Raw genomic sequence first — 19,169 nt, forward strand, 5'->3', positions numbered from 1 at the left:
GTGCATGATGCTGGGGAACCAATCGCGCGGATGCCTTTCCAAACAGGCAGTCTGATAGCGAGATAGAGCGCCTTGGAAAGGATGAAGATGCCCGCATTGCAACGCAAAACCCTGCAAGCCTTGAGTGTGGCGGCCTTGATCGCGGCCGCCGCAGCCGGTGGTGCCGTTTGGAATCTGCCACTGGCCCAGGCACAGGCCGCAGCCCCCAGTCCGGCCACGTCGGCGCCCGCAGCGTCGGCAGCCGCAGCCCCCGCGGCTGCGCCGCTGGTCAGCGGTCTGCCGGATTTCACCGCGCTGGTCGACCATGTCGGCCCCTCGGTGGTCAACATCCGCACCACCGAAAAAGTGGCCGCCCGCGGCAATGGCGGCGGATCGGCACTGGGCATGGACGAGGACATGCTGGACTTCTTCCGCCGTTTCGGCCTGCCGGTGCCCAATATTCCCAAGCAGCCACAGCGCCCCGGCCCGGGCGGCAGCGACGGGGATGGCGAATCCCAACCCAGCGGCGTGGGCTCGGGCTTCATCCTGACCGGCGACGGCTATGTGATGACCAATGCCCACGTGGTCGAAGATGCGGACGAAGTCATCGTCACGCTGACCGACAAGCGCGAGTTCAAGGCCAAGATCGTGGGCAGCGACAAGCGCACCGATGTGGCCGTGGTCAAGATCGACGCCAAGGGCCTGCCCGCCGTGAAGATCGGCGACGTGAGCCGCCTGAAGGTGGGCGAGTGGGTGATGGCCATTGGCTCGCCCTTCGGCCTGGAAAACTCGGTGACGGCCGGCATTGTGTCGGCCAAGCAGCGCGATACCGGTGACTACCTGCCGTTCATCCAGACGGACGTGGCCATCAACCCCGGCAATTCCGGCGGGCCGCTGCTGAACCTGCGCGGCGAGGTGGTGGGCATCAACAGCCAGATCTATTCGCGCTCCGGCGGCTTCATGGGCATCAGCTTTGCGATTCCGATTGACGAAGCCGTGCGCGTGAGCGACCAGTTGCGCTCCACCGGCAAGGTCACGCGCGGCCGCATCGGTGTGCAGATCGGCTCGGTGACCAAGGAGGTGGCGGAATCCATTGGCCTGGGCAAGCCGCGTGGCGCCCTGGTCTCGGCGGTGGAAGCCGGTTCGCCCGCCGCCAAGGCCGGCGTGGAGGCCGGGGACGTGATTATCAAGTACAACGGCACGGACATCGACAAGGTCTCCGACCTGCCGCGCCTGGTGGGCAACACCAAGCCGGGCGTTAAGGGCACGGTCACCGTGTTCCGCCGGGGCAGCAGCAAGGACTTGTCCATCACGATTGCCGAGGTGGAGCCCGACGAGGCCGTGGCCGCACGCAAGAAGGCCGAAAGCAGCAGCGCCGCGACGGCCAGCGCCAAGTCGCTGGGCCTGGTGGTGGCCGATCTGACGGCCGCGCAGAAGAAGGAGCTCAACGTCAAGGGCGGCGTGCGCATTGTCAGCGTGGCCGATGCCGCGGCCCGCGCCGGTCTGCGTGAAGGTGATGTGGTGCTGTCCGTCGCCAATACCGAGGTGGCCGACGCCAAGGGCTTCGAGGCGGCGCTGAGCAAGGCCGACAAGAACAAGCCCGTCAACATGCTGGTGCGCCGCGGTGAGTGGGCCCAGTACGTGCTGGTGCGACCGGCCCGCTGAGGTGGGTGCCTGGGGGGCGGCTGCCATGCCGCCCTAAGGGGACTGGGAATGCCCGTGAGCGCAAGGTGGTCGCTTGGGTAGAATCCCTAATCCGGCGCACAGGTGCCGTCGCGAGCGGGTGCTTGCTGCGGTGCTAGGAGCTGACGGGCATTGCCGGCAGCGAATTTCCGCTGAACCGCAATTGTGGATAAGCTGTGGTTAGTTTTGCTGCATCGCTGGCGCTGAGCTGCCAGACAGCAAAAACGGTGCTTTTGCAGAGGGCTTTTGCCTACAATCAGCAGCCCAACCATCGCAGTTGCCCAAGATTGTTGGTTCAGGGCGCGTCAGAGTCGACGCGCCCTTTTTTCTTGCCTTGTGCGCGCCACATTCATTTAAGTTACCAAGACGCTTTTCGTTGATGAATCACATCCGTAATTTCTCCATCATTGCGCACATCGACCATGGCAAATCCACGCTGGCCGACCGCTTGATCCAGCGTTGTGGCGGCTTGGCCGAGCGCGATATGGAAGCCCAGGTGCTGGACTCGATGGACATCGAGAAAGAACGTGGCATCACCATCAAGGCGCAGACGGCTGCACTGCAGTACAAGGCCAAGGATGGCAAGGTCTACAACCTCAACCTGATCGACACGCCCGGCCACGTGGACTTCTCGTACGAAGTCTCGCGTTCGCTGTCGGCCTGCGAAGGCGGTCTGCTGGTGGTGGATGCCTCGCAGGGCGTGGAAGCCCAGACCGTGGCCAACTGCTACACCGCACTCGACCTGGGGGTCGAGGTGTTTGCCGTGCTCAACAAGATGGATCTGCCCAATGCGGATCCGGACAACGCCAAGGCCGAGATCGAGGACGTGATCGGCATCGACGCGACCGATGCGATTCCCTGCTCGGCCAAGACCGGCATGGGCATCGACGAGATTCTGGAAGCCATTGTGGCCAAGGTGCCGGCGCCCAAGGGCGACCCGGATGCACCGCTGCGCGCCATGATCGTGGACAGCTGGTTCGACCCCTATGTGGGCGTCGTGATGCTGGTGCGCGTGGTCGATGGTCAACTCAAGAAGGGCGAGCGCTTCAAGATGATGGCCACAGGCGCAGCCTATGAAGCCAACAACATCGGCGTGTTCACCCCTGCCAACCAGCCGCGCGATGCACTCAAGGCCGGCGAAGTGGGTTACATCATTGCCGGCATCAAGGAGTTGAAGGCCGCCAAGGTGGGCGATACCGTCACGCTGGAAAAGAAGCTGCCGAACAATCTGGGCCCTGCCGAGAAGGCGCTGCCCGGCTTCAAGGAAGTCAAGCCCCAGGTGTTTGCGGGTCTGTACCCGACCGAAGCCAGCGAATACGACCAGCTGCGCGATGCGCTGGAAAAGCTACAGCTCAACGATGCGGCACTGCAGTACGAACCCGAAGTTTCGCAAGCGCTGGGCTTTGGCTTCCGCTGCGGCTTCCTGGGCCTGCTGCACATGGAAATCGTGCAGGAACGCCTGGAGCGCGAGTTCGATCAGGACCTGATCACCACCGCGCCCAGCGTGGTGTACGAAGTGGTCAAGGCCGATGGCGAAGTCATCCAGGTGGAAAACCCCTCCAAAATGCCCGATCAGGGCCGCATGGAAGAAATCCGCGAGCCCATCGTGACCGTGCACCTGTACATGCCGCAAGACTATGTCGGCCCGGTGATGACGCTGGCCAACCAGAAGCGTGGCGTGCAGAAGAACATGGCCTACCACGGCCGCCAGGTCATGCTGACCTATGAAATGCCGCTGGGCGAAATCGTGCTGGACTTCTTCGACAAGCTCAAGTCCGTGTCGCGCGGCTATGCCTCCATGGACTACGAGTTCCTGGAGTACCGCGCCTCGGACGTGGTGAAGGTCGACATCCTGCTCAACGGCGAAAAGGTCGATGCGCTGTCCATCATCGTGCACCGCTCGCAGGCCACTTTCCGCGGTCGTGCCGTGGTGGCCAAGATGCGTGAAATCATCAGCCGCCAGATGTTCGACGTGGCGATCCAGGCGGCGATCGGCGCCAACATCATCGCCCGTGAAACCGTCAAGGCCATGCGCAAGAACGTGCTGGCCAAGTGCTACGGCGGTGACATCACCCGCAAGCGCAAGCTGCTCGAAAAGCAGAAGGCCGGTAAGAAGCGCATGAAGCAGATCGGCTCGGTGGAAGTGCCGCAGGAGGCTTTCCTGGCCATCCTGCAAGTGGAGGATTGATGCAAGCCATGCAATGGATCACAGCCGCCATCCTGGCGGCTTTCGTAGGCTATGTGGGCGCCTGGTACACGGGCGCGATCGAAGGCAATTTCGCCCTGCTGATGTTCCTGGCCACCGTGGTGACCGGTGCCTACTGGCTGGCGGAGCGCCTGTATTTCTGGCCGCGCCGCAAGCAGGCGGCTCAGGCCCTGGCCGATGCCGCCACGGCACGCCGTGCCGAGCTGGACCGCATGGGCATTGCCAAGGTCGATCTGGACACCACCGAAGGCCAGCAAAAAGCCCTGGTCCAGCCCTGGTGGCTGGATTGGACGGCCGGTCTGTTCCCGGTGATCGCCGTGGTGTTCATCCTGCGCTCCTTCCTGTTTGAGCCGTTCAAGATCCCTTCCGGTTCGATGATTCCCACGCTGCTGGTGGGGGACCTGATCCTGGTGAACAAGTTCACCTACGGTGTGCGCCTGCCGGTGCTCAACACCAAGGTCATCGATGGCAAGACGCCGGAACGCGGCGATGTAATGGTGTTCCGCTACCCGCCCCAGCCCTCGCTGGACTACATCAAGCGCGTGGTGGGCGTGCCCGGTGACACCGTGGCCTACCTGAACAAGCGCCTGACGATCAATGGCCAGCCAGTGCCTACCAAGGACCTGCCCGATTTCTTCGATGAAGACGCCATGCGCTACTTCAACCAGTACGAGGAAACCCTGGGCCTGTTGCCGCACCGCCTGCTCAATACCCAGGGCGTGCCGGCCTTTGTCCAGGGCGCCAGCAACTACGCGTACCGGGAAAACTGCACCTACAGCGTCGAAGGCGTGACCTGCAAAGTGCCCGAAGGCCACTACTTCGTGATGGGTGACAACCGCGACAACTCGCTGGACTCGCGCTACTGGGGTTTTGTGCCGGATGCGAACATCGTCGGCAAGGCCTTCTTTGTCTGGATGAATTTCGGCAACCTCAAGCGCATCGGTTCCTTCAACTGATCGCCGGCACCGGGGGAGGGCGCCATGCCGCCCCCGGCGCACCACAGCCCGCGCCCGCCAACGCGGGCTTTCCTTCAGAGCGCGGGTGTTTAGGAGGCACCGCCGTCGCGGCTTTCGCGATTGGCGGACAATCGGTCCTCTGTCTTTCTGGACATACCAGACCCTGTGCAAGACGACACCCCCGGGATAGCCCGTGCCGGACGGCATGGGTCCCGGCTTCACCCCGCCCCGCCGCCGATGGCATGACGCCGCGCAAGCGTGCCGCGTGGCAGCCGCCCGGTGCATGAAAAAGCACTGGCCGACGGCCTGTATTCCCGATAGATTTCGCTGGCAGGCGCCGCCTGCCTTGTTCACCGATTTAACGACCAGATTCCTAGGTGCTACCCGGCCTTTTAGCTTTGCAGCAGCGTCTGCAACATAATTTTTCTGAACCCGCCTTGCTGCAACGTGCGCTGACGCACCGCAGCTTCTCGGCGGACAACAACGAACGCCTGGAGTTCCTGGGGGACTCCGTGCTCAGCCTGGCCGTCTCCACGCTGCTGTACCAAAGGCTGCAGTCGCTGCCCGAAGGCGATCTCTCCCGCGTGCGGGCCAACCTGGTCAAGGAAGGCACGCTGCACCAGATCGCACTCAAGCTGGAGCTGTCCGGCCTGCTGCGCCTGGGCGAGGGCGAAGCCAAGTCGGGCGGCAAGCAGCGCCCCTCCATCCTGGCCGATGCCGTGGAAGCGCTGATCGGCGCCGTCTATCTGGACGCCGACTACCGCACGGCCGAACGCCTGGTGCACCACCTCTATGAGGGGGTGGACATCAACCCGCACATGCGTGCGGTGCAAAAAGACCCCAAGACCGCACTGCAGGAATGGCTGCAGGGCCGTCGCATGAAGCTGCCGCAGTACAAAGTGGCAGAGATCACCGGGGCCGCGCATTTGCAAACCTTCGAGGTGGCCTGCGAAATCGCAGAACTCCACCTCCATGCCAACGGCACAGGCGCTTCGCGCCGTGCTGCGGAGCAGGCAGCAGCCGCTGCCTTGCTCGATCAACTGAAAGCGAAACATCCATGACCGACGCTGCCAAGAAAAAAACAGCAGGCAAAACCAGCCCCGATCGCGCCAAGAGCCAGATCGACATCAACGATCCCAGCCTGGACTACATCAGTGCCATGCTGTCCGGGGCCAAGCCCGGAGCGGCCGCCACGCCCATCCGCAGCGAAGAGGAAAGCGCCGCCGAGCCCGTGCGCGAAGTGCCGGTGGAAGAGCAGCGCTGTGGCCTGATCGCCATCGTCGGCAAGCCCAACGTGGGCAAGTCCACGCTGATGAACGCGCTGGTGGGGCAGAAGATCTCCATCACCTCGCGCAAGGCACAGACCACCCGCCACCGCATCACAGGCATCCACACCAAGGACGATACGCAGTTCGTCTTTGTGGACACCCCGGGTTTCCAGACCAAGCACTCCACCGCACTGAACAAATCGCTGAACAAGACGGTGATGGGGGCCATCGGTGACGTGGACCTGATTCTGTTCGTGGTCGAGGCCGGCAGCTTCACCCTGGCCGACGCCAAGGTGCTGAGCCTGTTCAAGCCCGGCATCCCCACGCTGCTGATCGCCAACAAGCTGGATGCCGTGGGCCGCCGCCACGAAATCGCTCCCTGGCTGCAAAGCATGCAGGAGCGCCACCCCTTCGCAGAGTTCGTGCCCATGTCGGCCAAGAACAAGAAGGACATCGAGCGCATGTACGGCATCTGCGCCAAGTACCTGCCGCAGCAGCCCTGGTTCTACAGCCAGAACGAGCTGACCGACCGCAGCGAGAAGTTCCTGGCTGCCGAAACCGTGCGTGAAAAGCTGTTTCGCTTCACCGGCGACGAGCTGCCCTATACCTCGACGGTGGTCATCGACAAGTTCGAGGAAGAGCCCAGCAAGACCCACAAGCGCTTCATGCGGGTGGCCGCCACCATCGTGGTGGAGCGCGATGGCCACAAGGCCATGGTGATCGGCCAGGGGGGCGAACGCCTCAAGCGCATCAGCACCGAAGCGCGCCAGGAACTGGAAAAGCAGTTCGACGCCAAGGTGTTCCTGGAAGTCTGGGTCAAGGTGAAGTCCGGCTGGGCTGACGACGAGGCCCGCGTCAAATCCTTCGGTTACGAGTGAGCGCCAGGTGCCGCAAGAGGCCTTCGCTGCGCCGTGCCAAGGGCTTGCGCCCGGCATCGGCCGCTGCGCAGCGCGCTCTGCGACACTGTGAGGCTCTGTGACAGCCTTTCATTCCAAGGCCCTTCGGGGCCTTTTGTTTTCACCGCACCATGGCCACCAAAAGGGTTAGCGAAGAACCTGCCTTCATCCTGCACCAGTACGACTGGAGCGAATCCAGTCTGATCCTGGAATGCTTCACCCGCCACCGTGGGCGGGTGGCGCTGGTGGCCAAGGGGGTCAAACGCCACACCTCCAATTTCCGGCCGGTGCTGCTGGCGCTGCAGCCGCTGCGGCTGAACTGGACGCTGTCGGGCGACGGAGCAGCCGACATCCATGTGCTCAAAGGGGCGGAATGGGCTGGCGGCCATGTGCTGCCCATGGGCGACGGACTGATGACCGGCATGTACCTGAACGAGCTGCTGCTGCGTCTGCTGGCCCGCGAAGACCCGTACGCGCTGCTGTTCGACGCCTATGCCGCAGTCGTGCGCCTGCTGGCCGCAGCCTCGGCGCCGCGCCGCCAGGCCGGGGAGGGGGAGGCTGCCGTGGAGCCCGCACTGCGCGCGTTCGAGCTGCTGCTGCTGCGTGAGCTGGGTCTGCTGCCTGCGCTGGACAGCGAAACCCTGACTCTGCAGCCGCTGCAACCCGAGGCCCGCTATGCCCTGGCCGCCGAATCCGGCCTGCAAGCCACCACCAGCCCGCGTGGCAGCCTCCAAGGGGCGCAGTGGCTGGCGCTGAATACCGCGCTGCAACAAAAAGACCCGATGACCGCCCTGGCACGCTGCTGCGAAGCCGTGGCCGCGCCGCTCAAGCCGCAGCTGCGGGCGCTGTTGCAATACCATTGCGGCAACCCCCCGCTGCGCACCCGCCAGCTGATGTTGGATCTTCAATCGCTATGACCGCTTCTCCCGTTTCGTCCGGTGCCGTGCGCACCGCGCTGTCCGTCAACGTCAACAAGGTCGCGCTGGTGCGCAACACGCGCCACCTCGGCATTCCCAGCGTCACGCGTGCGGCACAGCTGTGCCTCGAGGCCGGTGCCCAGGGCATCACCATCCACCCGCGGCCGGACGAGCGGCATATTCGCGGCACGGATGTGTACGAACTGGCCGAGCTGATGCAGGCCTGGCCGCGGGCGGAGTTCAATATCGAAGGCAATCCCACGCAGAACCTGATGGACTTCATCCGGCAGGTGCGCCCGCATCAGGCCACCTTCGTGCCGGACAGCGAGGAGCAGTTCACCAGCGACCATGGCTGGACCTTTCCGCAGGATGCCGAGCGCCTGCGTCCGCTGATTGCCGAATGCAAAGCCCTGGGGGTGCGCGTGAGCCTGTTCATGGACCCGGTGCCCGAGCAGATGGCTGCAGCCCAGGCCGTGGGCGCGGACCGCGTGGAGCTGTACACCGAACCCTATGCCGCCTCCTGGGGAACGCCCCAGCATGCCGAGCAGCTGCGCATCTACGCGGCCGCCGCCCAGGCTGCGCTGGATGTGGGCCTGGGCATCAACGCCGGGCACGATCTGAACCGTGACAACCTGCCGGCCTTTGTGGCCCAGGTGCCGGGGGTGGCGGAGGTGTCGATCGGCCATGCACTGATCGCCGATGCGCTGGAGCTGGGCTATGCCGAGACTGTGCGTGGTTACCAGCGTGCCATCGATGCCGGCATGGCGGACCGGGCGTGAAGACGAGGGGCCACGCCGCCGCGCTGGCGGTCTGTGTGGCGGCCTCGGTGGCGAGGCATTGACTGTGCGGAGGGTTCTTTGATGATCTACGGCATTGGTACCGATATCTGTGACATCCGCCGCATCCGCGCCAGCCTGGAGCGGCACGGCGAGCGCTTTGCCCGCAAGGTGCTGAGCGACGCCGAAATCGCCACCTGGAAAAAGCGCAGCGAGCGCTGGCCGGACCGCGGCGTGCGTTACGTGGCCACGCGTTTTTCGGCCAAGGAGGCGTTCAGCAAGGCCATCGGCCTAGGCATGGTCATGCCCATGACCTGGCGCAGCTGCGAGATTGCCAACCTGCCCAGCGGCCAGCCCACGGTGGTGCTGCATGGCGCGCTCAAGGCCTGGTGCGAGGCCCGGGGCCTGCAGGCCCACATCTCCATGTCCGATGAATCGGAATACGCCACCAGCTACTGTGTGGTCGAAAAAAAGCCCTGAATGGATGGCCGCCCGTGCGCAACAGCAGCGCGGGCCGCGATCTGCACCGAAGTCTCTGACACCTTCACCCGTTTCCAAGGTCTCTCCATGCGCTTGCACGCTCCTTTGATCATCGACATCGCCGGCACCTCGCTCTCCGACGCGGACCGCGCACGCCTGGCCCACCCGCTGGTGGGCGGCATCATTCTGTTCAAGCGCAACTGGGAAGACCGGGCGGCCCTGGTGCAGCTGTGTGCCGACATCAAGGCCGTGCAGCCGGACCTGCTGATCTGTGTGGACCACGAAGGCGGCCGCGTGCAGCGCTTTCGCACCGATGGTTTCACCCACATCCCTCCCATGCGCGCCCTGGGTGCAATGTGGATGGATGACGGCAAGGGCAGCAAGCACCGCGAAGGCAGCGGCGCCATGCGGGCCCTGAATGCCGCCACCGCGGCCGGCTATGTGCTGGGCAGCGAATTGCGCGCCTGTGGTGTGGATTTCAGCTTCACCCCGGTGCTGGACCTGGACTATGGCGAAAGCTCGGTCATCGGGGACCGCAGCTTCCACCGGGACCCGCGTGTGGTGGCGGCCCTGGCCAGGAGCCTGATGCACGGCCTGCTGCAGGCCGGCATGGGCAACTGCGGCAAACACTTTCCGGGCCACGGCTTTGTGAAGGCGGATTCGCATGTCGACATCCCCGTGGACCCGCGCAGCCTGAAAGCCATTCTTGACGAAGATGCTGCGCCGTACCCGTGGCTTTCCAGCGTGCTGACGGCCGTGATGCCCGCCCACGTGATCTACCCCAAGGTGGACAAGCGTCCGGCGGGCTTCAGCGAAAAATGGCTCAGGGACATTCTGCGCAGCCGCCTGCGCTATGACGGCGCGATCTTCAGCGACGACCTGAGCATGGAGGGTGCCCGGCGCCTGCACGGCAGCAGTGGCCCGCTGATCAGCTACACCGAAGCTGCGCTGTCCGCGCTGCAGGCGGGCTGCGACATGGTGCTGCTGTGCAATCAGAGCCTGGGCTTTGGCGAGCACGTGGACCAGTTGCTCGACGGCATGGATGCGGCGCTGCGCGATGGCCGCTGGGTGCCGGATGTGGATTCCGAATCGCGCCGCGTGTCGCTGCTGCCGGACACCGAGCCCCAGGCCTGGGACGATCTGATGCGCCAGCCCGCCTATCTGCAGGCGCTGGACCAGCTGCCCTGAACACCCGGCCCGACAGGGGCCCTGTATCCGCCGATCCGCTGCAAACCCTGGTTTGCAGCGGATTTTTTTATGCCTTGGATGCCGCCATCGTCCCGGTAGAACGGGACCGCCAGCCGCCATGCCACCCAGGGGCGGCAGGCGTGTTTGCAGGCGTGTGCGGGGTCATGATCGACCTCGTGACCGAGGGAGAAAACGTAAGCACAAGTCTTGGGTCTTATATCTAATGGAAAACCCCAGTATTTTTCTCCAATAAAAAACCACTGGTGGTTTGCAGTTGTGCGTGGCCTCTGAAACAAATGCTTGCCAGCGCTACTAGTATCGGAGCATTAAAACAACATGATCTCGCTCAAAGAAGCGGGAGTTATGTGTGCGCGCGCACCTTCGAAAGTGCATTTTTTGTGATGTAGATCTAACTTCTGCATTGCCAAAAAAACACGTTCGATGCAACGAAACACTTCCCACACACTGGCGTGTGGCGCGGTGTTGACACGATGTAGGAATAGAAAAATGTCTAACTTTTCCCCACCCAGCCGCCGATCTTTCCTGATGGCATCCGGTGCCGGTGTGGCACTGACGGGCGTCGCCATGACGTTCCATGCCAACTCCAAGGAAGCCCCCGTACCGCTGGACAAGTACCAGCCCGTGTACTTCAACGCAGAGGAGTGGGCTTTTGTGCTGGCTGCCACCGCACGCCTGATCCCCTCGGAAGGGGACGGCCCAGGTGCCATCGAAGCCCATGTGCCGGTGTTCATCGACCGCCAGCTGAAGGACTACTACGGCAATGCCGACATCTGGTACATGGAAGGCCCGCACGACCCGGCCGCCACGCCCGATCGCGGCTGGCAATCGCCGCTGACGCCGGCGCAGCTGTACCGCCAGGCCATCCCTGCCTTCAACGCAGCGTGCCAGGAACGCTTTGGCAAGGAATTCAAGAGCCTGACGGTCGAGCAGCAGAACGAAGCCCTGACCGCCCTGCAAAAGGGGGAGATCAAGCTGGCTCCCGAGCTGAGCTTCTTCTTCGCCACCCTGCTGGCCAACACCAAGGAAGGCTACTTCGCCGACCCCGTGCACGGCGGCAACCATGGCATGCAGGCCTGGAAGTACATCGGTTTCCCCGGCGCGCGTGCCAGCTACGCGGAATGGGTCGACCAGCACAACAAGAAGTACCCACTGGGACCGGTATCCATCAAGGGCGAAAGGGCTTAAACCATGGCACGCATTGAAAAGAAAAAAGACGTGGTCATCGTTGGCCTGGGCTGGACCGGCTCCATCGCCGGGATGGAACTGGCCGCCGAAGGGCTGGAGATCGTGGCGCTGGAGCGCGGCGGCGACCAGAACACGGTGCCCGAGTTCAAGTACCCCAACCAGATCGATGAACTCACCTACGGTGTGCGCCTGAAAAACATGCAGCACCCCCGTCAGCAGACGGTGACGGTGCGCCGCGACGACAACGAAGTCGCCTTGCCCTACCGCTCGATGGGCTCCTTCCTGCCCGCCAACGGCGTGGGCGGTGCCGGCACGCACTGGAACGGTCTGCTGTGGCGTCCGCAGGCGGAAGAAATCAAGCTGCGCACCTATGTGAAGGAGCGCTGGGGCGAGTCCATCATTCCGGAAGGCATGAACCTGATGGACTACCCCGTCAGCTATGACGAGCTGGAGCCTTTCTTCACCCAGTTTGACGAAGTGGCTGGTGTCTCCGGCAAGGCAGGCAACATCAAGGGCCAGATCCAGGCCGGCGGCAACCCGTTCGAAGGCTGGCGCTCCAAGGACTACCCCATGCCTGCGCTGCCATCGACCTACGATTCCAGCAAGTTCGAAGCCTGCGCCAAGAGCATGGGCCTGCACCCGTTCCCGGCACCGGCCGGCATCGCGTCCACGTCCTATGTGAACCCGTATGGCATGCAAATGGCGCCTTGCAATTTCTGCGGCTTCTGCGAGCGTTTCGGCTGCTACCAATACTCCAAGTCGTCGCCCCAGACGGCCGTGCTGGACGCCCTCAAGCGCAAGCCCAACTTCGAATACCGCACCCACTCTGAAGTGCTGCGCGTGGAAAGCTCGGCCGACGGCAAGACCGCCACCGGCGTGACATACTTCGACGCGGTCAAGCAGGAAGAAGTGTTCCAGCCTGCGGACCTGGTGATCCTGTCGTCCTACCAGCTGAACAACGTGCACCTGCTGCTGGTGTCCGGCATCGGCAAGCCCTACGACCCCAAGACCAATACCGGTGTGACGGGCAAGAACTACGCCTACCAGATGAATGGTGGCGTGACCCTGTTCTTCAAGGACGAAAGCTTCAACCCCTTCATCGGTCACGGCTCCAACGGCATGTGCATCGATGACTACGGCATCAACCAGAACGACTTCGGCAAGCTGGGTTTCATCGGCGGCGCCTACTGGCGTGTCGGCACCATGAATGGCCAGCCGATCCGCTCCATGCCGCTGCCCAAGGGCACGCCGGGTTGGGGTGCGGGCTGGAAGAAGGGCATTGGCGAGTGGTACGGCCACTCCATGTCGATCGGCACGCACGGTTCGCACATGTCCTACCGCAACAACCACCTGGACCTGGACCCGACCTACAAGGATCCGCATGGCCGTCCGTTGATGCGCATGACCTTCAACTGGCAGGAAAACGACATCAAGATGACCCAGTACCAGAAGGTCAAGGCCGAGGAGGTGGGCAACGCCCTGAAGCCGGATCTGATGCAGTCGGGGTTCAAGAACATCGGTGCCAAGTTCGACGTGCGTCCCTACCAGACCACGCACAACACCGGCGGCCACGTGATGTCCGAGAAGCCCACCGAAGGGGTGGTCAACCGCTACTGCCAGACCTGGGACAGGCACAACGTGTTCGTCTTCGGTGCCGGCAACTTTGTGCAGAACACCCAGTACAACCCCACCGGCATGGTCGGCGGTCTGGCTTACTGGACGCTGCATGCCATCCGTACCATGTACCTGAAGAACCCGCGTCCGTTGGTCTGAGGAGTGTCATCCATGAAAAAAATCCTCAGCATCCTGATTGCACTGATCGTCCTGGGTATCGTCGCTGCGCTGGCCCTGGCCTACGCGCCGTTCAAGCCCACCCCGGCCAACGAAACCCTGGCCGCCGACTGGAAGGCCGAGCCCGGCCGTGGTGAATATGTCATGCGTGCAGGCGACTGCATGGCCTGCCACACCGCCAATGGCGGCGAGTCCATGGCCGGTGGCCGTGGCATCGAAAGCCCGCTGGGCACCATCTGGTCGTCCAACATCACGCCCGACAAGGAAACCGGTATCGGTAACTGGACACTGGACCAGTTCCGCGCCGCCATGGTCGATGGCGTGGGTGGCCACGGTCAGCAGCTGTACCCGGCCATGCCGTACGAGAACTACCGTTTCATGACGGAAAGCGATCTGCGCGCCCTGTACGACTACATCCAGACCGAAGTGAAGCCCGTGAAGAACGAAGTGCAGGCAACCAGCCTGACCTTTCCGTTCAACATGCGCTTTGGCCTGCGTGCCTGGAACTGGCTGGCCCTGTCGGGTGAAGCCAAGTTCAAACCCATGGCCGGTGACGAGCAGCAGATCCGCGGCCAGTACCTGGTCGAAGGTGCAGGCCACTGCGCCGCCTGCCACAGCCCGCGCACGACCTTCATGGCCCAGGACGGTACCCGCCTGAGCGATGCCAGCTTCCTGACCGGCGGCATGGTGGACGAGTGGACGGCACCTGCACTGCGCGGCAAGGATGCTCGCGTGCAGAAGTGGACGGCCGAAGAGATCGCCGCCTACCTGGCAACGGGCCGCAATGCACACGCGGTGGCCAATGGCGAGATGGCGCTGGTGGTCGAGCACTCGATGCAGTACATGACCGATGCCGACCTGAACGCCATGGCGGTGTTCCTGAAGAGCATGGACGGCCAGCCGGTGGAAGCCGTGCCTGCCAAGGTGGCCGCTGCCGGTCCCCGCAGCATGCCCGCACTGCCTGCTGACGAAGCCGGCAAGGCCACGGCCACGCTGCTGACGTCTGCATCGCCGGACATGCCGGTGGGCGCCCGTCTGTATCTCGACAACTGCGCAGCCTGCCACTTTGTGAGCGGCAAGGGTGCGCCCGAGATCTTCCCCGAGCTGCAAGGCAATGCCATGGTGCTGGGCAAGGACGCCAACCCGTTCGTGTCGGTGATCCTGAACGGTACGTCGGTGCCTTCGACCAGCCGCCGCCCCATGCACCTGGCCATGCAAGGCTATGCCGATCGCCTGACCGACGAAGAAGTGGCCCAGCTGGCCAGCTTTATCCGCAACGGCTGGGGCAACAAGGCTTCCAACGTCAGCGCGAGCGACGTCAGCAAGGTGCGCAAGCACACCCAGGCTGCGGCGGCTCCCGAACGCGCCCAGTAAGCCGCAAGGCGCGCACCCCGGCCCTTCACGGGCCGGGCATGCCTCCCATCGAACCCAGCCGGACAGAGCGTCCGGCTGGGTTTTTTTATGCCGCAAGCGCCTGCCGGCGTGGGATGATTCCGTTTTGCACCGCTGCGTGGTTATGACGCCGCCCGGTGCGGTACAGAACAAGGAGTCTTTTCATGCGCGTTGGTGTGTTGACCGGTGGGGGCGATTGCCCGGGCCTGAATGCAGTGATCCGCGCGGTCACCAAGTCCCTGATCAACCATGGCCAGTGCGAGGTGCTGGGCATTGCCGACGGCTTTGAAGGTCTGATGGGCGAGGTGCCGCGCGTCAAGCCCCTGAGCTGGGATGAGGTCTCGGGCATTCTGCACATCGGCGGTACCATTCTGGGCACCAGCAACAGCGCCAACCCGCTGCGCGACGAAGCCACGCTGGCGCAGGTGGGGCGCAACGTCCAGACGCTGGGCCTGGACGTGGTGGTGGCCATCGGCGGCGACGGAACCATGAGCCTGGCCCACGGTCTGTCGCGCGTGGGCCTGCAGTGCGTGGGAGTGCCCAAGACCATCGACAACGACATTGCCCGCTGCGAGCGCAGCTTCGGCTTTGACACGGCCGTGGCCACGGTGACCGAAAGCCTGCGCCGCATCGAAAGCACGGCCAACAGCCACCACCGCGTGATGATTGTGGAGACCATGGGGCGCCATGCCGGCTGGCTGGCGCTGGAATCCGGCATTGCCGGCGCGGCCGACGTCATCCTGCTGCCCGAGATCGACTACGACCTGCAGAGCATCATCCATGTCTGCCAGGAGCGCGAGCAACGCCAGCGCTACACCATCATCTGCATCGGCGAAGGCGCCAAGGAAAGCGGCCACAGCCTGACGGTGCGCGAACACATTGCCCACAGTCCCGATCCGGTGCGCCTGGGCGGCGTGGGCCATGTGCTGCGCGAACGCCTGCAGCCGCATCTCCAGAGCGAGGTGCGCACCACGGTGCTGGGCCATGTGCAGCGCGGTGGCGATCCCACCCCGTTCGACCGGGTGCTGGCCACCCAGTTCGGCCACCACGCCGCCCAGCTGGTGCTGCAGGGCCAGTTCGGCCGCATGGTCACGCTGGAGCACGGGGCGATTGGCAGCGTAGCGATTTCCGAGGTCGCCAATACCCAGCGCAAGGTGCCGCTGGACCATGGGCTGCTGCGCATGGCCCGGGATATCGGCATCTGCCTGGGCGAGTACTGCTGAGCGTCCGCCCGGTGCGCCGCCGCGCCGGGCTGATGCAGGCTTTTACACCGTGCGCAGCGGGCAGGGCGGCCAAAACGCGCTAAGGTGCGGGGCTGCTGAATTTGCAAGAAACACAAGCCATGGACCGACATGAAGAAGCCGTGATGCAACTGCTCACGGCCAACGGCGAAACCTTTGTGGCCCACCACTACGATGTGGCCGCCGGCTGGCAAAGCCCGGCCTTTGTGGCGCTGCGTCCCACCAAGCGCCAGCTGTATGTGGTGGAGGTCTCGGCCTCCGGATTCCCGCTGGGGCTGGTCAACAAGCTCAATGAACGCGTGGCCAAGTGGTACGCCCCGCTGCTGGAGCAGCTGCAGGGCCTGGGCGTGACCGATGCCGAATGGAGCATCAACACCCTGGTGTTTGTGCGCAGCGACCAGATCGCCTGGCTGCAGGAGCGCGTGCAGGACCTGGCCGGCGTGCATGTGCTGAGCCTGGAGCAGGCCAGCGCCAACTGGAACTGGGGCGATGCCGTGTGGTCCGGGGACTATGACTTTGCCAGTGGCGAAGTGCCCCAGCGTGGCAGCGGCAAGGCCGCACTGACACATTGACGCACTGAACCGCGCACTGACGATACGACCCTCCACCGCCTGGCGTGCCGCTGTTGCAGCGCACCCAGGTCAGCATCCCTATCGAGAGCATGAGCACCATTTCTTCCGGCTTTGCCGAACAACTGCGCCAGTCCAGCATCAGCGACTGGAACGCCTGCGTACAGCACCGTTTTGTCGACGAAATATTTGCTGGCACGCTGGACGATGCCGTGCTGCGCCGCTACCTGGTGCAGGACTACCAGTTCATCAACCGCTTTGTGGCCTTGCTGGGCGCTGCCATTGCCAGTGCCGACCGGTTTGCGCCGCGTGTCACGCTGTCGCAGTTTGCGGCCATGATCACCAGCGACGAGAACACCTATTTCCTGCGCAGCTTCGACGCGCTGGGTGTGCCCGAGCCCGAGCGTCTGGCGCCGTCGCTCACGCCCCAGACCCAGGCCTTCCAGCAACTGATGCACGAAGCCGCGCAGAGCCTGAACTACGCCAACTGCATCGCCGTGCTGGCCGTGGCCGAAGGCCTGTACCTGGACTGGGCAGACCAGCCCGCCAAGCAGCAGCTGCCGCTGCCCGTGCGCTTCGAGCATGCGGAGTGGATCACCTTGCACGCCAATGACTTCTTCCGCAGCTTCGTGGCCTGGCTGCGCAGCGAGCTGGACCGGGTCGGTCCGGCGCTGAGCGACGCGGCCCGTGCCGAGGCCGCTGGCTATTTCCAGCGTGCCGTGCAGCTGGAGCGGCAATTCTTCGACCATGTCTATGCCTAGGCCTGGAGCCGCAGTGTCTGCACCATCGCCGGCGGACATGGGGCGCATGCACAAGCCCTGCGGCCCACTGCAGCAGCCTGCATGGAGAATGGCTGTGCATTTCCCCAGGAGCACTTTCCCATGCAGATGAACGACATCCCCTTTGGCACCACCGACTGGTCGCAGGTGGAACCCACGGCCCATCCGGGCGAACAGGGCACGGCCTGGTGGCGCACCCGCCAGTTTGGGGCGCTGCGCGTGCGCATGGTGGAGTACACGCCGGGTTACCTGGCCGACCACTGGTGCAGCAAGGGCCATATCCTGCTGTGCCTGGAAGGGGAGCTGCACACCGAACTGGACGATGGCCGCCACGTGGTGCTGCGCCCGGGCATGAGCTACCAGGTGGCCGACCAGGCGGAAGCGCACCGTTCTTCGGCACCTTCCGGTGCCAAGCTGTTCATCGTGGACTGAGTGGCAGATGCTGGCGCCGCACAACCCGTTCGGCCGCCAGGGCCAGCGGCCAGCCACTATGATTCCGCTTGTGCGGCGGAGCCTTCCGCCATGTAAAACGATAGCGGGTTACGCCCGCTGGCTGGACGGAAAACGCTTATGACCACCCTCGGAACCCCTCTCACCCCCCACGCCACCAAAGTCATGCTGCTGGGCAGCGGCGAGCTGGGCAAGGAAGTGCTGATTGCCTTGCAGCGCCTGGGCGTGGAGACCATAGCTGTCGACCGCTACGACAACGCCCCCGGCCAGCAGGTGGCCCACCATGCGCGCACCATCACCATGAGCGATCCGGCGCAGCTCAAGGCCTTGATCGAGGCCGAAAAGCCCGATCTGGTGGTGCCCGAGATCGAAGCCATTGCCACCCCCATGCTGGAAGAGCTGGAAGCCGCCGGCGTGGTCACTGTCATTCCCACGGCGCGCGCCACGCGCCTGACCATGGACCGCGAAGGCATACGCCGCCTGGCGGCCGAAACCTTGGGCCTGCCCACCAGCCCCTACCGCTTCTGCGATTCCCAGGACGAGCTGCAGGCCGCCATCGACGGCAGCGACGGTCAGCCCGCGATCGGCTACCCCTGCGTGGTCAAGCCGGTAATGAGCAGCTCCGGCAAGGGCCAGAGCAAGATCGACGGCCCCGCCGATGTGCAGAAAGCCTGGGACTACGCGATGGCCGGTGGCCGCGTGGCCAAGGGCCGTGTGATCGTTGAAGGCTTCATCGACTTCGACTACGAAATCACCCAGCTGACGGTGCGCGCCAAGGGCGCGGATGGCCAGGTCCAGACCCATTTCTGCGACCCAGTCGGCCATATCCAGCAAGCGGGCGACTATGTGGAAAGCTGGCAGCCCCATCCCATGTCCGCCATGGCCCAGGCGAAGTCGCAGCAGATTGCCAAGGCAGTGACCGACAACCTGGGCGGCCTGGGCCTGTTCGGCGTGGAACTGTTCGTCAAGGGCGAGCAGGTGTGGTTCAGCGAAGTCTCGCCGCGCCCGCACGATACGGGGCTGGTCACGCTGGCCACCCAGTGGCAGAGCGAGTTCGAGCTGCATGCCCGTGCCATCCTGGGCTTGCCGGTGGACACCAGCCTGCGCAACCCCGGTGCCAGCGCCGTGATCTACGGCGGCCAGGATGCCCAGGGCCTGGTGTTTGACGGCGTGGACGAAGCGCTGGCGATTCCCGGCACCGATCTGCGCCTGTTTGGCAAGCCTGAAAGCTTTGTGAAGCGCCGCATGGGCGTGGCCCTGGCGCGGGCTGCCGATGTGGAGCAGGCCCGTGTGACAGCCAAGCTGGCTGCCAGCAAGGTCAAGCCGCGCAAGCCCTGAGCGGCCTTGACAGCGGCCGCTTCGGCGCAGGAGAGTAGCGCTGAAGTACCCCAC

At 64.2% G+C, this 19,169-nt stretch carries 17 protein-coding genes; all 17 read left to right on the top strand.

Translation table 11 applies throughout. The annotated features are described in order from the left end of the window. Positions 1 to 87: 87 nt before the first annotated feature. The 17 genes from KW830_RS14910 (at position 88) to purT (ending at position 19,115) form a co-directional block, all read left to right on the top strand. Positions 88 to 1,644 (top strand): DegQ family serine endoprotease, encoded by a 1,557-nt coding sequence (locus tag KW830_RS14910; RefSeq protein WP_255578430.1) that lies wholly within the window; start codon positions 88 to 90, stop codon positions 1,642 to 1,644. Positions 1,645 to 2,041: 397 nt separating this feature from the next. Further along, positions 2,042 to 3,850 (top strand): translation elongation factor 4, encoded by a 1,809-nt coding sequence (lepA, locus tag KW830_RS14915; RefSeq protein ID WP_066537125.1) that lies wholly within the window; start codon positions 2,042 to 2,044, stop codon positions 3,848 to 3,850. Beyond that, positions 3,850 to 4,824, top strand: coding sequence for a signal peptidase I (lepB, locus tag KW830_RS14920; protein ID WP_218333593.1), 975 nt, complete (start codon positions 3,850 to 3,852; stop codon positions 4,822 to 4,824). The genes lepA and lepB overlap by 1 nt, the downstream gene beginning before the upstream one ends. Positions 4,825 to 5,201: 377 nt before the next feature. Next, positions 5,202 to 5,885, top strand: coding sequence for a ribonuclease III (gene rnc, locus KW830_RS14925; protein WP_066537113.1), 684 nt, complete (start codon positions 5,202 to 5,204; stop codon positions 5,883 to 5,885). Next, entirely contained in the window at positions 5,882 to 6,970 is a 1,089-nt protein-coding gene (era, locus tag KW830_RS14930; protein WP_225608717.1) for a GTPase Era, read from the top strand. The genes rnc and era overlap by 4 nt, the downstream gene beginning before the upstream one ends. Positions 6,971 to 7,119: 149 nt before the next feature. Next, positions 7,120 to 7,905 carry a DNA repair protein RecO gene (locus KW830_RS14935; protein WP_218333594.1) on the top strand — a complete coding sequence of 262 codons (786 nt, stop codon included), beginning with the start codon at positions 7,120 to 7,122 and terminating at the stop codon, positions 7,903 to 7,905. After that, positions 7,902 to 8,684: a pyridoxine 5'-phosphate synthase gene (locus tag KW830_RS14940; RefSeq protein ID WP_066537447.1), complete on the top strand. Its 783-nt coding sequence runs from the start codon at positions 7,902 to 7,904 to the stop codon at positions 8,682 to 8,684. The genes KW830_RS14935 and KW830_RS14940 overlap by 4 nt, the downstream gene beginning before the upstream one ends. Positions 8,685 to 8,765: 81 nt before the next feature. Then, entirely contained in the window at positions 8,766 to 9,161 is a 396-nt protein-coding gene (gene acpS / locus KW830_RS14945; protein WP_066537103.1) for a holo-ACP synthase, read from the top strand. Between the two features lie 87 nt (positions 9,162 to 9,248). Beyond that, complete coding sequence (gene nagZ, locus KW830_RS14950; protein WP_218333595.1) at positions 9,249 to 10,349, top strand: beta-N-acetylhexosaminidase; 1,101 nt, start codon at positions 9,249 to 9,251, stop codon at positions 10,347 to 10,349. A gap of 507 nt (positions 10,350 to 10,856) precedes the next feature. Next, positions 10,857 to 11,555 (top strand): gluconate 2-dehydrogenase subunit 3 family protein, encoded by a 699-nt coding sequence (locus tag KW830_RS14955; protein ID WP_066537090.1) that lies wholly within the window; start codon positions 10,857 to 10,859, stop codon positions 11,553 to 11,555. Between the two features lie 3 nt (positions 11,556 to 11,558). Further along, the gene (locus KW830_RS14960) at positions 11,559 to 13,328 is read left to right on the top strand and encodes a GMC family oxidoreductase (RefSeq protein ID WP_218333596.1); all 1,770 of its coding nucleotides are present in this window, start codon (positions 11,559 to 11,561) and stop codon (positions 13,326 to 13,328) included. A gap of 12 nt (positions 13,329 to 13,340) precedes the next feature. Then, a complete protein-coding gene (locus KW830_RS14965) occupies positions 13,341 to 14,720 on the top strand; it encodes a c-type cytochrome (RefSeq protein ID WP_066537086.1) in 1,380 nt (459 codons plus the stop codon). A 182-nt stretch (positions 14,721 to 14,902) separates the two neighbouring features. Beyond that, positions 14,903 to 15,961, top strand: coding sequence for a 6-phosphofructokinase (locus KW830_RS14970; protein WP_066537084.1), 1,059 nt, complete (start codon positions 14,903 to 14,905; stop codon positions 15,959 to 15,961). Positions 15,962 to 16,080: 119 nt separating this feature from the next. Then, a complete protein-coding gene (locus tag KW830_RS14975; RefSeq protein ID WP_066537082.1) occupies positions 16,081 to 16,551 on the top strand; it encodes a hypothetical protein in 471 nt (156 codons plus the stop codon). Between the two features lie 89 nt (positions 16,552 to 16,640). Continuing rightward, a complete protein-coding gene (locus KW830_RS14980) occupies positions 16,641 to 17,309 on the top strand; it encodes a TenA family protein (RefSeq protein WP_218333597.1) in 669 nt (222 codons plus the stop codon). Between the two features lie 120 nt (positions 17,310 to 17,429). Next, complete coding sequence (locus KW830_RS14985) at positions 17,430 to 17,759, top strand: DHCW motif cupin fold protein (protein ID WP_218333598.1); 330 nt, start codon at positions 17,430 to 17,432, stop codon at positions 17,757 to 17,759. 138 nt (positions 17,760 to 17,897) lie between these two features. Further along, positions 17,898 to 19,115: a formate-dependent phosphoribosylglycinamide formyltransferase gene (purT, locus tag KW830_RS14990; protein WP_066537079.1), complete on the top strand. Its 1,218-nt coding sequence runs from the start codon at positions 17,898 to 17,900 to the stop codon at positions 19,113 to 19,115. Positions 19,116 to 19,169: the final 54 nt, after the last annotated feature.

The organism is Comamonas sp. CMM03, assembly GCF_019218715.1.
In the GTDB taxonomy this organism is placed as follows: Bacteria; Pseudomonadota; Gammaproteobacteria; order Burkholderiales; family Burkholderiaceae_C; genus Comamonas; species Comamonas terrigena.